Here is a 14234-nt window from a genome sequence, read left to right as displayed (position 1 = left end):
ATAGGGAGAAAATTAAGCCAAACAAGCTCCGTCAAGGCCGCCTGAATCAAGAATGCGGCCATCACGGAGCGAGGCGTCAGATGGGCGCGGTACAGAAACACGGGCCTTGGGCCCTGGTGGGTGCGCTCGGCGCGGCGGCGCTCGCCATCGTCGCCACGCAGCGCGGGGAATCGATCAATGCGCTGTGGGTCGTGGTGGCCGCGGTCTGCACCTACCTGATCGCCTACCGCTATTATTCCCTCTACATCGCCGACAAGGTGATGCGCCTCGATCCGAAGCGCGAGACCCCGGCCCACCGCCACAACGACGGCCTCGACTACGTTCCCACCAACAAGACCGTTCTGTTCGGCCACCACTTCGCGGCGATCGCGGGCGCGGGTCCCCTGGTCGGCCCGGTGCTCGCCGCGCAGATGGGCTACCTGCCCGGCATGCTATGGATCCTGGCCGGCGTGGTGCTGGCGGGCGCGGTGCAGGACTTCATGGTCCTGTTCATCTCGATGCGCCGCGACGGGCGCTCGCTCGGCGAACTGATTCGGGCGGAACTCGGCGTCATCCCCGGCGTGATCGCCCTGTTCGGCACCTTCATGATCATGGTGATCCTGCTGGCGGTGCTGGCGATGATCGTCGTCAAGGCGCTGGCCGAGAGCCCGTGGGGCACCTTCACGGTCGCCGCCACGATCCCGATCGCGATCCTGATGGGCCTCTACGCGCGCTTCATCCGGCCGGGCAAGATCGGCGAGGTCTCGATCATCGGCTTCGTCCTGCTGATGGCCGCGATCCTCGGCGGCGGCCAGATCAACGCCGACCCCTATTGGGGGCCGATGTTCACCTTCACCGGCACGCAGCTGACCTGGATGCTGATCGGCTACGGCTTCGTCGCCGCGATCCTGCCGGTGTGGCTGCTCCTCGCCCCGCGCGACTACCTCTCGACCTTCCTGAAGATCGGCACCATCGTCGGGCTGGCGCTCGGCATCGTCGTCGTCGCCCCGCACATGCAGATGCCGGCCATGACGAAGTTCGTCGACGGCACCGGTCCGGTCTGGGCGGGCTCGCTGTTCCCGTTCCTGTTCATCACCATCGCCTGCGGCGCGGTCTCGGGCTTCCACGCCCTGATCTCGTCGGGCACCACCCCGAAGCTCGTCGACAACGAGATGGACACCCGCTTCATCGGCTACGGCGGCATGCTGATGGAGAGCTTCGTGGCGATCATGGCGCTCGTCGCCGCGAGCGTGATCGATCCGGGCATCTACTTCACCATGAACTCCCCCGGCGCACTGCTCGGCACCACGCCCGAGACGGCGGCGGCCGCGGTGACGACCAAGCTCGGCTTCCCCGTCACCGCCGAGGTGATCGCCCAGACCGCCAAGGATGTCGGCGAGCACTCGATCATCTCGCGCGTCGGCGGCGCCCCGACGCTCGCCGTCGGCATGGCTCACATCATCTCGTCGGCCATCGGCGGCAAGGCGATGATGGCCTTCTGGTACCACTTCGCGATCCTGTTCGAGGCCCTGTTCATCCTCACGGCCGTGGATGCCGGCACCCGCGCCGGGCGCTTCATGCTCCAGGACTTGCTCGGCCTCCTATCGCCGCGCTTCAAGGACACCTCGGCCTGGGCCCCGAGCATGGTGGCGACCGCCCTCTGCGTCGCCGCCTGGGGCTACTTCCTCTATCAGGGCGTGACCGACCCGCTGGGCGGCATCTACACCCTGTGGCCGCTGTTCGGCATCTCGAACCAGATGCTGGCGGCCGTGGCGCTGACGCTCGCCACCGTGGTGATCTTCAAGATGAAGCGCGAGCGCTACGCCTTCGTCACGATCATCCCGACGGTGTGGCTGTGCATCTGCACCCTGACGGCCGGCTGGCAGAAGATCTTCTCCCCCGACCCGAAGATCGGCTTCCTCAGCCACGCCGACCGCTTCTCGGCCGCCATCGCCGAGGGCAAGGTGCTGCCGCCGGCCAAAAGCATGGACGACATGCACAAGATCGTCTTCAACGACCGCGTCGATACGGTGCTCGCCGTGTTCTTCGTCTGCCTCGTCGTGGCGATCGTGGTGTTCGGCGCCAGGGCCTGCCTCAAGGCCTATCGCAGCGATCGCTGGACGGCGCTGGAAGCCGATCCCAAGCTCGCCCCGGCGGAGTGAGAGCATGACCGCAACGGCCCCGTCGTCGAGCTTTCGCGACCGCCTCAAGGCGTTCAACAAATGCGTCTGCGACGGGGCGCGCCTGATGGTCGGCCAGGGCGATTACGGCACCTACGTCGCCCACATCCAGAAGACCCATCCGGACCAGACGCCGATGACCGAGCGCGAGTTCTTCCGCAACCGCGAGAACGCGCGCTTCGGGGTCGGCAACACCTCAGGTTTCCGCTGCTGCTGAGCCGCGGTAACCCTACGAACGACAAGGCGCCGGCATCCGCGACATTCGCGCGATCCGGCGCCTTTTTCGCGTGCAAGTGGCGCAAGCTTGGCTAGTCTGCCGCCCGGATTCGGACATCTGGGGGCAGACATACATGAATCATCAGGACGTGCAGCTCGGCCCGACGGGGACGGTCACCTTCGACCGGACGGCGGCGGGTCTGACCGGCATCGTCGTGAAGGGCTTCCTGCTCTCGCTGGTCACCTTCTCGATCTATCGCTTCTGGTACATCACGAACCTGCGGCGCTTCTTCTGGAGCCGAACGATCGTGGCCGGCAGCCCCGCCGAGTATCTCGGCCGCGGCAAGGAGCTGTTTCTCGGCTTCCTCGTGGCGCTCGCCATCCTCGTGCCGGTCTACCTCGTCCTGTTCATTCTCGGTTTCGCGGTGCCGATCCTCGCGCCCGCCGTACCGGCGCTGTCGGCGGCGTTCCTGTTCCTGCTCGGGCAATACGCGATCTTCCGCGGGCGGCGTTACCGCGCCTCGCGCACCCGCTGGCGCGGCATCCGCCTGAGCCAGGACGGCTCGGCTCTCGCCTACATGCTCCGCGCTGGCCTGTGGTGGCTCGCCACGATCCTGTCGCTGGGCCTCGCCTTCCCGTTCATGCGCGCCAGCCTGGAGCGCTACCGCATCGACCACACCCTGATCGGCGAGAGCCGGCTGCGCTCGACCGCCACCGGGCGCTCGGTGCTGCTGCCGTGGCTGATGTTCTACCTGTTCGCCGTCGCGCCGCTCCTCCTGACCGGATTAGGCTTGCTGAGTGCCACGGGCTTCGATGTGCCGACCGATCTGTATCTGCCGGATCCAGCCGGCAAGAAGACCGGCTTCGACCTCAATCCGAAATATAGTGACACTCCGCTGGAATTCTTCGCGGTGGCCAGCATGGTCGCCCTCGGGTTCTCGATCCTGGCGGTCGCGTTTCTGATCCCCTATTACCGCGCCCGTGAGGCCCGCGCCTTCCTCACCGCCACCCATCTCGGCGAGGCGCGCCTCGTCTCGCACCTGAAGGCGCGCCAATTCTACTGGCCCTACATCATCTACTTCCTGTCCGTCATCGGCTTCTTCATCGTGGTCGGCTTCCTGTTCGCGATGGTCATGCACCTCCTCGTCGGCGAAGAGAAGAACCCCGGCATACAGGCCGCCGTCTATACGGGCGCCGGCCTGCTCTATGTCGCCACGCTGCTAGGGGCGGCCGTGCTCTATGCCCGCGTCGTGACCCTGCGCCTGTGGCACGCGGTGGCGAGCACGACCGAAATCGAGAACGCCGCCGCCCTGGATGCGGTGCTGGCCTCCGCCTATCCGCCCGGGAGCGGCCTGAACGAGGGGCTCGCCGACGCCCTCGATGTCGGCGGCGCCCTGGAAATCGGGTTTTAGAACCGGGTGAGCGAACCGCGGACCACCACCGGCCTCTATTTCGACGGGCGCAGCGCCCGGGCCCATGCCGTGCGGCTGCGCCTCGGCGAGCGGCTGGAGATCGCGGGCGAGACGGCCCGCCTCGACTGGAGCCTGCTCGACCTGCGCGCCGCCGAGACGGCGCCGCCGCTGGCGCGGATCGGCCACGCCGAACATCCGGGCAGCGTCGAGTTCGAGGATGCGGCCTTCGCCGAGGCGCTGGCCGCCCGCTGCCCCGACCTGCGCCGGACTCGGGGCGGAACCGGGCTGCCCCGCCTCGTGCTCTGGTCGGTCGCCGCGGGGGTCTCGGTGCTGCTCACCGCGATCTACGGCGTGCCGGCCGCCGCCAACCTGCTCGCCCCGCTGGTGCCGCCCTCGCTCGAGGCGCGCTTGGGACAGGCGGTGGACACGCAGATCGTCGGCCTGCTCGGCGATCCGCCGCTCTGCGAGGCGCCGGAGGCCCGCGCCGTCCTCGACCGGCTGGTCGGGCGGCTCGCCGAGACCATGGCGCTGTCCCCGCCGCCGCAGGTCAGCGTACGGCGGCACGCGACCGCCAACGCGCTGGCCCTGCCGGGCACACGGGTGATCATCCTGTCCGACATCATCACGAAGGCCGAGAGCGCCGACGAATTCGCCGGCATCCTCGCCCACGAGTTCGGGCACGTCGCGGCGCGCGATCCGGTGCGCTCGGTGATCCGGGCGGGCGGCACCTCGTTCCTCTTGAGCCTCGTGCTCGGCGACCTCACCGGCTCGACCGTGCTGGTGGCGGTCGGTCAGGCGGCGATCGCGGCGGGCTATTCGCGCGAGGCCGAGCGCGCGGCGGACCGGGCAGCGGTCGCGGGCGTGGATCGGGCCGGCGGCGACGGGCGGGCGCTCGCCGCCATCCTGGAGCGCATCACCGAAAAACACGACGAGACGCCCGGCGGGCTCACCGGCTTCCTGCGCTCGCACCCCTACACCGCCGAGCGCGCGGCGGCGATCCGGGCCACGCCGGGCGATAAGACGGATGCCCCTCCGCTGCTGAGCGAAGCGGATTGGCGGACGCTGCGCGGCATCTGCGGCTCCAAGGACGGGAAGACGCCGGGATAGGACGACGGGGCCTCACACCGCCTCGACGGCGGAAAAGATCTCGCAGACGACACCATCGGGCGGGAAGTCGATGCGGGCGTGGCCGCCGAGTTCGGCCGCCAACCCCCGCTCAATCAGCCGCGAGCCGAAGCCGCGCCGCTTCGGTGCCGTCACCGGGGGGCCGCCGGATTCCTGCCAGACGAGGTGGAGGCGGTGGGCGCCGTTCTCCGGCGCCCCCACCTCCCAGGCGAGCGCGACCCGGCCCTCGGGGACCGAGAGGGCGCCGTGCTTGGCCGCGTTGGTGCAGAGCTCATGCAGCACCATGCCGAGGGCGAGCGCCACGCGGGGCGGCAGGCGCAGATCCGGGCCGGACGGCACGAAGCGCGTCCCCCCGGCCTGGAACGGGCGCAGCACCTCATCGACCACCGCATGCAGGCCGGCCCCGGCCCATTGCTCCCGCGTCAGGATGTTGTGCGCCGCCGAGAGCGCCAGGAGCCGCCCCTCGAACGCCTCCCGCTGTCGGGCCACGGCGCCGTCGAGCCCGCGGAAACTCTGGAAGGCGAAGGATTGCACGGTGGCGAGCGTGTTCTTCACCCGGTGGTTCAGCTCGTCCACGAGCAGGCGGCGCCCGGTCTCGCGCTGGCGCAGTTCGCGCCCGGCCGCATCGAGCGCCTGCGCGATGTCACGGATCTCCCGCACGAGCGTCGGCGGCAGCACGGCCAGCGGCTCGCCGCGCCCGAGCCGGTCGGCCTGGGCGCAGACGGCATCGAGCGGGCGCGCGAGCCGCCCGGCGAGCCACCACGCCAGGGCCGCCCCCGCGAGCGCCACGGCGAGGCCCGAAACCGCGATCGTGCCGCTCAGCGCCCGCACGGGGGCGAGCGCGCGGGCCGCATCGACCCGCGCGGCGACCGTCCAGCCGAGGCCGGGATAGTCGCGAAAACCGCGCGTCGGCTCGGTGGCGAAGAGGTACGGGGCCGGCCGATCCGGCCAGGGGCCGATCCGCGGGCCGGCGGCGTCGGCGCCGAGGCGGCGCGCGCCCGCCAGCGTCTCGGGCGGCAGGGTCCGCTTGAGCAGTTCGGGCGGCCCGTGCAGGACGACGCCGTCGCGCGACAGGAGCAGGATTTCGGTGCCGGCGCGCTGGCGCGTCAGCGTCCGCTCGAAGGCGGCGACCGCCTCGCGGGTCCAGGCCCAATCGAGATGGGCCGCGACGACGCCGGCCAGCGTCCCGTCCGGCGCGTGGACCGGGGCGGCCAGATCGACGAGGCGCAGCGGCTCGCCGCCGGCCTGCGGCAGCACCTTGGCGAGAAGCCGCGCATCGTGGACGTCGTCCACGAAGGGCCGCTCGCGCCCGGCCAGGAAATAGTCGCGGGCCGAGACGTCGGCCCCTTCGAGCAGGCCGCTGCTGGTGGCGACGATGCGCCCGGCCGCGTCGGTGAGGAGCAGGATCGAGTAGGCCGGATAGGTCGTCTGCAGCCGTTCCAGCACGGCGCGCTTGGCCGGCAGCGGCACGCCCGGCTCGCGCAGGGTGTCGAGGGCCGCCGCCACCTGCACGTCGCGCCAGCGCTCGAACATCCCCTGGTCGAGGGTCCGGGCCATATGCGCCGCCAACTCGTCGAGCTGCGCGCCGACCTCCACCTCCAGCCGCGCGGTCGCCTGATGGTGGACGAGGAGGGCGAGCACCAGCGTCGAGACGAGGCCGAGGGTGCCGAAGGCGAGCGCCAGGACGAGGCGCAGCGGCAGCACCGGCCACGAACGGACGAAGCGGGTCCCCGCGAGCGTCCCGGCGGAGGACGAGATCGGCTGGACCCGCTCGGCGTCGGTCGGCATCGCTGGCGGCACCCTCGGGGTTCACGCCCTGAAGCCGCCTCGGCCCCGTGCGAGAGCCGGCTGCCCCTTTCGGGCCGTTGCTCCGGCCGCGGCGGACCGGTGCGGTCTTCATCGCCCGCCCCGCCCCGGGGGGCAATGGTCGATGCGGTTGGAAACAAATTTCCTGAGGCGCCGCGGTGCGGTTGCATCAAGGCGCCGGACGGCGGCGGAGCCCGGTACGATTTTCTCGCGCGAAGCGGCACTTGCTCGTCCGTCAAGAATGTTTCTTCGGACAAGCTTAACTATTTGCCCTCGCCGGCAGCCAAACGAGGAGACGGCATGGCGCAGGCAGCACCCCGGAAGGTATCCCGCATCCGATCCCTCTGGCCGAGCCGGGACCTGCGTCCTCCGCCGCCGGCGGCGGCTGAGCCCGCCCCCCTGGCGCCGGCGGCGGACGAGAGCCTTCCCCTGCGCAGCCTCACCGCCCACGAGCTGATCGCCATGGCCCGCGCGGCCCGGGCGCGCAGCCTGGGAATGCCGGGACCCGAGTCCTTGTCCGATTGATCGCCTCGGCGTCCGGTCCCGCCCCTCGGGCCGACGCTCCAACCCCGTGCGGAAAGCAGGGCGGAGGGGCAGCGCCGACGCAAGACACGCACGCAAGACACGCACGCAGACGCCGCCTCTCCCGGGGGGGGGACAGGCAGCGCGCTCGGGACGGGATGCCGGGCGTCGGCCCTATTGCACCAGCGCCAGCCGCGTCCGGCCCTCGCCCGGGCCGGTGCGGATCGCCGGCTCGGCATGGCCGGCGAAGAAATCCTCGACCATCTCCCTCAGCACTTCGGCGAGGTCGCCGCCCCGGTCGGCCTCGACATGCAGGTCGCTGCCGACGGAGCGGCCGAGGCTCGGCGCCCCGTTGCTCGCGAGCGCGGCCAGGCGCTCGTCGTAGCCGGCGCTGAGTCCCGTCACCGCGATGTAGTTGCGCCCGCCGAGCACCGGGCCGTACCTCACGGCGATGCGGTGCTCCTTGTCGGCGGCGTCGCGCAGGGTGGCGGTGAAGCCGACGAAGTCGTCGCGATCGACCTCCGGGGCCGGGCAGTCGATCCGGCCATGGGCGACGCCGTCCTCCTCCAGCACCTCGGCCATCAGGGTCAGCGCCTCCGAGACCGGCGCCAGCGCCCGCGTCCCCTCCTCCAGGAGACGGGCGCGCAGACGGTTCTTCTGCGCGTCGGCGGCGCGCAGCCGGGCACGGAAACGGTTCTTGATATCGAACGGGTTCGTCACGGTCGGTCCTCCAGGGAAGGTCCGGAAATTCGCTGTCGAGTCGGAAGCTAGAAATTCACTCAATAAGCGTCAAGATGATGCACAGTATTCGCGCCTGCCTCGACAACGGGCTACTGCGCAGGATTTGGCCGTGCCTGTTTTTTGGGCGTTCACGACCGCACTGCAATGGGTGCGCCGCACGCATCGACAGAGTTCGCCCCGCGTTGCGCTGGCCCGTCCAAACCGCGTATGCGGGCAACCGGGCCCGACGGGGCCGGTTCCGCGATGGGGGTGAGGCTTGGGGGCGAACGACGCGGGGGCTTCGATCGCGAGCATGACGGGCTTTGCCCGCGCCGCCGGCACCACCGGCGCGGTGCAGTGGCTTTGGGAGATTCGCACCGTGAACGGCCGCGGGCTCGACATCCGGGTGCGGGTGCCCAACGGCTTCGAGGCGGCGGGCGAGGCCGCCCGTGCGGCTCTCTCCAAGGCCCTGGCCCGCGGCCAGTGCCAGCTCGGCCTGACCCTGACCCGCCCCGAGACGGCGGCGCGGGTGCGCATCGACGAAGCCTTGCTCGCCGACCTCGCCGCCGCCGTGGCGCGGGTGCCCCGGCCCGACGGCGTCGCCCCGGCGACCCTCGACGGGCTCCTGTCGGTGCGCGGCGTCGTCGAGGTCGAGGCAGAAGGCCCCGCCGACCCGGAGGCGCTGAACCGCGACCTCGCCGCGGGCGCGCAAGGTTTGGTGGCCGACCTCGTCGCCGCCCGCCGGGCCGAGGGCGCCTCGCTGCGGGAGATCGTGACGGGCCAGCTCGCCGAGATCGCCCGACTGACCCAGGCCGCGGAAGACTGCCCGGCGCGGCGCCCGGAGGCGGTGCGGGCGCGGCTCCAGGCCAGCATCGCCGCGCTCACCGACGGCACCGGCCTCGACCCCGACCGGCTGCATCAGGAGGCGGTGCTGCTCGCCGGCAAGGCCGACGTGCGCGAGGAGCTCGACCGCCTGCGCGCCCATGTCGGCGCGGCCAACGAGCTGCTGGCATCGGGCGGCGCGATCGGGCGCCGGCTCGATTTCCTGGCGCAGGAACTCGGCCGCGAGGCCAACACGCTCTGCGCCAAGGCGGGCGACATCGCGCTCTCGCGGATCGGACTCGACTTGAAGGCCGTGGTGGAGCAATTCCGCGAGCAGGTGCAGAACGTCGAGTGAGAAGCGAGATGAGCCAGGGTCGGACGGAAGGCGGTCAGGAGACGAAAGCCGGGCGGCGCGGCCTGATCCTGATCCTGTCCTCGCCCTCGGGGGCGGGCAAGACGACCCTGACGCGGGCCATCGCGGCCGATGGCGGCTGGGGCCTCGACCTGTCGATCTCGGTCACCACGCGGGCGCGCCGTCCCTCGGAGATCGACGGGCGCCATTACCGCTTCATCGACCGCGAGGCCTTCGAGGACCTGCGCGCCCGCGACGACCTGCTCGAATGGGCCGAGGTCCACGGCAATTTCTACGGCACGCCCCGCCGCCCCGTGGAAAAGACCCTGTCGCAGGGCCGGGACATGATCTTCGACATTGACTACCAGGGCACGCGCCAGGTGCGGCAGCGGCTGCAGGACGACGTCGTCACGGTCTTCATCCTGCCGCCGAGTTTTCAGGAGTTGCGCCAGCGCTTGGAGCGCCGCGCCGAGGATTCCCCCGAGACGATCGAGCGCCGGCTCGCCAACGCCCGCAACGAGATGCAGCGCTGGAGCGAGTACGACTACGTCATCGTCAACGACGACCTCGACGAATCCTTCCGCTCGCTCCAGGCAATCCTGTCCGCCGAGCGGCTCAAGCGCAGCCGCCGCACCGGGCTTTCCGCCTTCGTCGAGGGACTGTTGGCAGAGGCGACGCAAAGCGGCTGAACGCCGCCCGCCCGGTGATGCGAGGCCAAGATGGCTGCCTGTGGTATCGCATCGGTGTAGGCTCGTCGCTGGCGACGACGGCTCAGATCAAGGTGCCTTGCTCCTTGCGCTCGACGCGCCTCGGCTTCTGAAATGTCGTCCCGCCGGGTTGGATGGGCGGGGCATCGAACGCCTTTCCGTCCAGCAGGCTCTCGACAGCCCGGATCTGGATTTTCGGGTGGGCTCCCCATGGGGAAACGTAAAAGCCTGCATCGGCGGCTTCGCGCTGCATCGGTTTCGTGATGGGCTCCAGGGTGATCAGCCAACCCAAGGCAGCTCCGTCCCGACTTACGGTGCCGGCGAGTTCACGCACATCCCGCGCTTCGCCCCCCCGGACTTGACGGAGATCAGCACTCGCCTGTGCTCGCTGCCGGGACCGCCCTCTTGGAAGGACATCTGACCGTCGTCGATCCCACGATCGGCGCCTCTCGCCTTTGCCGACCTTCGCGCCCCCACGAGACCCAAGGCCCAGTGCTCGGATTGATGCCGGTCGTCCTGGGACAGTTGCCGAGCGTCGTTGATGGTCGTCGGTTCGCCGACAACCTTATAGGATTCTCCCCCGCTGCTGCAGAGATGAAACAGGCAGGCGAGCGGCTGCGCCCGCCTGTTCGCGGACATTCCGCCGCGTGCAGACGCGAGCGAACCGAGGCGCAATCCCCTTCGACTCGGTTAAGCGCGTCGGTTGGAGGCTTCTACTCCGCCGCCGTCCGCGGTGAACTCTCCCACACGTCGCCCACCTGGGCGGCGTGCAGACGACGGTAATAGCCGTCCTGGCCGAGCAGGACCTCGTGCCGGCCCTGCTCGGCGATGCCGTGCTCGGCCACCACGACGATGCGGTCGGCGTGGCGGATGGTGGCCAGCCGATGAGCGATGACCAGCGTGGTGCGGCCCTGCGCCAGCTCGGCGAGCGAGGCCTGGATCTCCCGCTCGGTCTGGGTGTCCAGCGCCGAGGTCGCCTCGTCGAGGATCAGGATCGGCGGGTTCTTGAGGAAGGCGCGGGCGATGGCGAGCCGCTGCTTCTGCCCGCCCGACAGCTTCACCCCGCGCTCACCGATCACCGTGTCGAGCCCCTCCGGCAGCGAGGCGACGAGGCCGTCGAGCCGGGCGCGGGCGGCCGCCTCCAGGATTTCGGCCTCGCTGGCGTCGAGACGGCCGTAGGCGATGTTCTCGCGGATGGTGCCGGCGAACAGGAACACGTCCTGCTGCACGATGCCGATCTGCGCCCGCAGCGACCCTTGAGTCAGGTCGCGGATGTCGTGGCCGTCGATGGTGATGCGGCCGGATTGTGCCTCGTAGAAGCGCGGGATCAGCGACAGCAGCGTGGTCTTGCCCGCCCCCGAAGGCCCGACGAAAGCCACCGTCTCGCCGGCCCGGATGTCGAGATCGACATGGCGTAGCACCGGCCGGTCCGCGGAATAGCCGAAGCCGACCCCCTCGAAGCGGATGTCGCCCTTGAGCGGCGGCGCGGGAATCGCGTTCGGGCTGTCGGCGATGTCCGGCTCGGTGGCGAGCAGTTCGCGGTAGCGGCGAAAGCCCGCGATGCCCTTCGGATAGGTCTCCACCACCGCGCCGATCTTTTCGAGCGGCCGATAGAACACGCCCACCAGCAGGAGGAAGCCGACGAAGCCGCCCGCCGTCAGGTCGCCGCGCACGACGAAATAGGCGCCGCCGAGCAGCACCACGATCTGGACGAGGCGCAGGCCCAGGTAATTGATCGAGAGGGCGGCGGCCATCAGCCGGTAGGCTTCGAGCTTGGCGGCGCGGTACTTGGCGTTGTCGGTGGCGAACAGCGCGCGCTCGTGCGGCTCGTTGGCAAACGCCTTCACCACGCGGATGCCGCCGACATTCTCCTCGATGCGGGCGTTGAAGGCGCCGACGCGGCCGTACTGCGCCTGCCAGTTGCGGGTCATGCGCCCGCCGTAGCGGATCGTCACGAAGGCGATCACCGGCAGGATCGCCGCGGTGGCGAGCGCCAGCGGCGCATGCACGTAGGCCATCAGGACGAAGGCGCCGAGCAGCGTCATCACGGCGATGAACACGTCCTCGGGGCCGTGATGGGCGACCTCGCCGATCTCTTCGAGATCCTTCGTCACGCGGGCGACGAGGTGGCCGGTCTTCTGGCCGTCGAAGAAGCGGAACGAGAGCTTCTGCAGATGCGCGAAGGCGCGCTCGCGCATCGTCGTCTCGATGTTGATGCCGAGCACGTGGCCCCAATAGGTCACCACCACCATGAGGCCGGCATTGGCCACGTAGAGGAGCGCGAGGCCGAGGGCCGCCAGGATGATCATCCCGAAATCCTGGCGCGGCAGCAGCACGTCGACGAAGGCCTTCACCGCCATCGGGAAGCCGAGTTCGAGCAGGCCGGACAGCACCGCGCAGCCGAAATCGACCAGGAACAGGGTCCGGTAGGGCCGATAATAGGCGAAGAAGTCCTTCAGCATGGGAGGGGATGTCGCCTGAATTTCTTGGGAGTCGAACGAGGACGCCGCGGAACGGCGATAAAGGAGGGCCGGTCCCTGAACCAGCCCCGGGGAAGCGGGGGCGCCCTCATGTCGCCGCCATTGCCGCCGCCTTTGCCGCCACTTGGTCGGCCTCGAGCGTGCGGGTGATGGCCCGGCGCAGGAGCCACACGGCGACCCCGAAGAACGGCAGGCACAGGGCGAAGTAGGTGGGCCAGCCGACGACGCCCGCGAGCGCCGGGGCGGCGACCCGCCACGGCATCGCGGTGAAGAAGGCGGCGCCGAACAGCAGCGCATAGTCGGTGGCCGGCTGCGGTCCCTCCGCCCAGCGGTAGATCATGGTGAAGACCGGCACGCCGAGCCCGCCCGCCGCGAGCGTCCCGAAGGTCGCAGCCGCGATCCCGAGCCCGCCCGAGCCGGCGGCGCAGGCCACCAACATCGCGAGCCCGGCGGCGCCGACGCCGAGCGCGGAGAGCGTGACGAGGGGCACGAGGCCGAAGCGCCGCACCAGCAGGCCGGCGACGAGCGCCATCACGAGGTTGATGCCGGCGGACAAACTGATGGTGACGAGCCCGACCTGCGCCAGCGGCACGCCGAGATCGGTCAGCGCGAAGCCGTTGACGCTGGTGAGCGCGAACAGGGCCGCGAAGTAGAGGCCGAGCACCCCCACGCGCCCGCCGAGCCTGCGCAGCCGGGCAAAGTCCAGCTTCTTCCGCGCGGCGTCGGACGAGCGGCGACGCAGGGCGGTCTCGGGGTAAAAAAGGATCGGCAACAGGCAGAGCGCGTTCAGCCCGGCGACCGTGAGCACCACGGCCTGCCAGCCGAGCCGGTCGTAGGCCGCGATCAGCACGCCCGCCCCGACGATGCCGCCGAGCGACGCCCCGCCGAGCTTGGCCGAGGTGACGGTGGGGCGCCGCTCCGGCGCCACCGTCTCGACCACCAGGGCTTCGAGGGCGACGTCCATCGTGGCGAGGCAGAAGAAGACGGCGAGCGCCAGCCCGAACAGGGCGGGGAGCGGCCACGCCTCGCCGAAGCTCAAGACGGCGAGCAGCGCGATGCCGAGCGCCTGCATCCCGACGATCCAGCCGAGCCGGTGCGGCAGACGCGGCAGGCGGAACCGGTCGACCACGCCCGCCCACAGGAAGGTGAGGCCGACCGGCAGGTTGATGAGTTGCAGCAGGCCGACATCGGCGAGTTCGATCCCGCGCACGCGCAGGATCAGCGGCGCCCCGCTCCCCAGGAAGCCGAGCGTCGCCCCGAAGGTGACCGAGAGGCAGAAGAACGGCGCGAGCCGGAGCAGGAGCGCCGGACCCGGCCGGCCCGTGACCGCGTCAGAGGCGCTCAATTTTGCGCGCCGCCTCGTCGATGATGTCGGCGACCTCGAACAGGAACGCCTTCTCCGACTGGCCCGGCAGCCGCTGGCCCAGCACCGTCTTGAGGTTCTGCATCGCCCGCCAGACCGGGTCGGCGGGCGACGGCGCCTCGCCCACGGCGAGCGCCCGCAGGCGTTCCAGGGCGGCCTCGGCCTCGGCGCGGTGGGCGCTCAGATGGGCGGCCCCCTCGGAGGTGATCGCGAACAGGCGGCGCGACCCCTCCGAGGCCCTGGCCTCGACATGGCCGAGTTCCTCCAGCAGCGTCAGGGTCGGGTAGATCGTGCCGGGGCTCGGCGCATAGGCGCCGCCGGTCAGCCCCTCGATCTCGCGGATCAGGTCGTAGCCGTGGCGCTCGCCCCCTTCCATCAGCAGGAGCAGGGTGTGGCGCAATTCGCCGGCATCGAACATCCGCCGCCGCCCTTTCGGGCCGCGCTTAAAGCCGCCGGACCCTTCGTCGTCCCAACCGGGAGGCCCGTGGCGGCGCCCGCGATGCGGGCCGTGGTCCATGGCGTGTCGCATGACGATCCCCGCTGATGGTGT

Annotated in this window: 12 protein-coding genes; 6 read left to right on the top strand and 6 right to left on the bottom strand. The window is 70.6% G+C overall.

Annotated features, from left to right (window positions below; translation table 11 throughout):
- Window positions 1-80 precede the first annotated feature (80 nt).
- From BM140_RS20655 to BM140_RS20640, 4 genes are all read left to right on the top strand, one after another.
- Complete coding sequence (locus BM140_RS20655) at window positions 81-2141, top strand: carbon starvation CstA family protein (protein WP_091950632.1); 2061 nt, start codon at window positions 81-83, stop codon at window positions 2139-2141.
- Window positions 2142-2145: 4 nt separating this feature from the next.
- Window positions 2146-2376, top strand: coding sequence for a YbdD/YjiX family protein (locus BM140_RS20650; protein WP_091950630.1), 231 nt, complete (start codon window positions 2146-2148; stop codon window positions 2374-2376).
- A gap of 133 nt (window positions 2377-2509) precedes the next feature.
- Window positions 2510-3787: a YjgN family protein gene (locus BM140_RS20645; RefSeq protein ID WP_091950628.1), complete on the top strand. Its 1278-nt coding sequence runs from the start codon at window positions 2510-2512 to the stop codon at window positions 3785-3787.
- A gap of 6 nt (window positions 3788-3793) precedes the next feature.
- Window positions 3794-4894, top strand: a complete 1101-nt coding sequence (locus BM140_RS20640) for a M48 family metallopeptidase (RefSeq protein WP_091950625.1) — start codon at window positions 3794-3796, stop codon at window positions 4892-4894.
- Window positions 4895-4906: 12 nt separating this feature from the next.
- On the opposite strand, the gene BM140_RS20635 is transcribed toward BM140_RS20640, so the two are convergent.
- Window positions 4907-6700 carry a sensor histidine kinase gene (locus BM140_RS20635; protein ID WP_091950623.1) on the bottom strand — a complete coding sequence of 598 codons (1794 nt, stop codon included), beginning with the start codon at window positions 6698-6700 and terminating at the stop codon, window positions 4907-4909.
- A gap of 714 nt (window positions 6701-7414) precedes the next feature.
- On the bottom strand, window positions 7415-7960 hold the full coding sequence (locus BM140_RS20625; protein ID WP_091950620.1) for a hypothetical protein: 546 nt from the start codon (window positions 7958-7960) through the stop codon (window positions 7415-7417).
- 313 nt (window positions 7961-8273) lie between these two features.
- Between BM140_RS20625 and BM140_RS20620 the strand changes: the two genes are divergently transcribed.
- Together BM140_RS20620 and gmk are read left to right on the top strand one after the other, a co-directional pair.
- Window positions 8274-9137: a YicC/YloC family endoribonuclease gene (locus BM140_RS20620; RefSeq protein WP_091950700.1), complete on the top strand. Its 864-nt coding sequence runs from the start codon at window positions 8274-8276 to the stop codon at window positions 9135-9137.
- Window positions 9138-9145: 8 nt separating this feature from the next.
- Window positions 9146-9823, top strand: coding sequence for a guanylate kinase (gene gmk / locus BM140_RS20615; RefSeq protein ID WP_091950618.1), 678 nt, complete (start codon window positions 9146-9148; stop codon window positions 9821-9823).
- Between the two features lie 82 nt (window positions 9824-9905).
- On the opposite strand, the gene BM140_RS20610 is transcribed toward gmk, so the two are convergent.
- The 4 genes from BM140_RS20610 to BM140_RS20590 all read right to left on the bottom strand — a co-directional run bounded on the left by BM140_RS20610 (window position 9906) and on the right by BM140_RS20590 (window position 14102).
- On the bottom strand, window positions 9906-10133 hold the full coding sequence (locus BM140_RS20610) for a hypothetical protein (RefSeq protein WP_091950616.1): 228 nt from the start codon (window positions 10131-10133) through the stop codon (window positions 9906-9908).
- A 421-nt stretch (window positions 10134-10554) separates the two neighbouring features.
- Window positions 10555-12303, bottom strand: a complete 1749-nt coding sequence (locus BM140_RS20600) for an ABC transporter ATP-binding protein (protein WP_091950612.1) — start codon at window positions 12301-12303, stop codon at window positions 10555-10557.
- A 106-nt stretch (window positions 12304-12409) separates the two neighbouring features.
- Window positions 12410-13666: an MFS transporter gene (locus BM140_RS20595; protein ID WP_091950610.1), complete on the bottom strand. Its 1257-nt coding sequence runs from the start codon at window positions 13664-13666 to the stop codon at window positions 12410-12412.
- Entirely contained in the window at window positions 13653-14102 is a 450-nt protein-coding gene (locus tag BM140_RS20590; protein ID WP_244535539.1) for a PadR family transcriptional regulator, read from the bottom strand. The genes BM140_RS20595 and BM140_RS20590 overlap by 14 nt, the downstream gene beginning before the upstream one ends.
- Window positions 14103-14234 lie beyond the last annotated feature (132 nt).

The organism is Methylorubrum salsuginis (genome assembly GCF_900114375.1).
Classification (GTDB): domain Bacteria; phylum Pseudomonadota; class Alphaproteobacteria; order Rhizobiales; family Beijerinckiaceae; genus Methylobacterium; species Methylobacterium salsuginis.
This window is presented reverse-complemented; position numbering and strand designations above follow the sequence as displayed.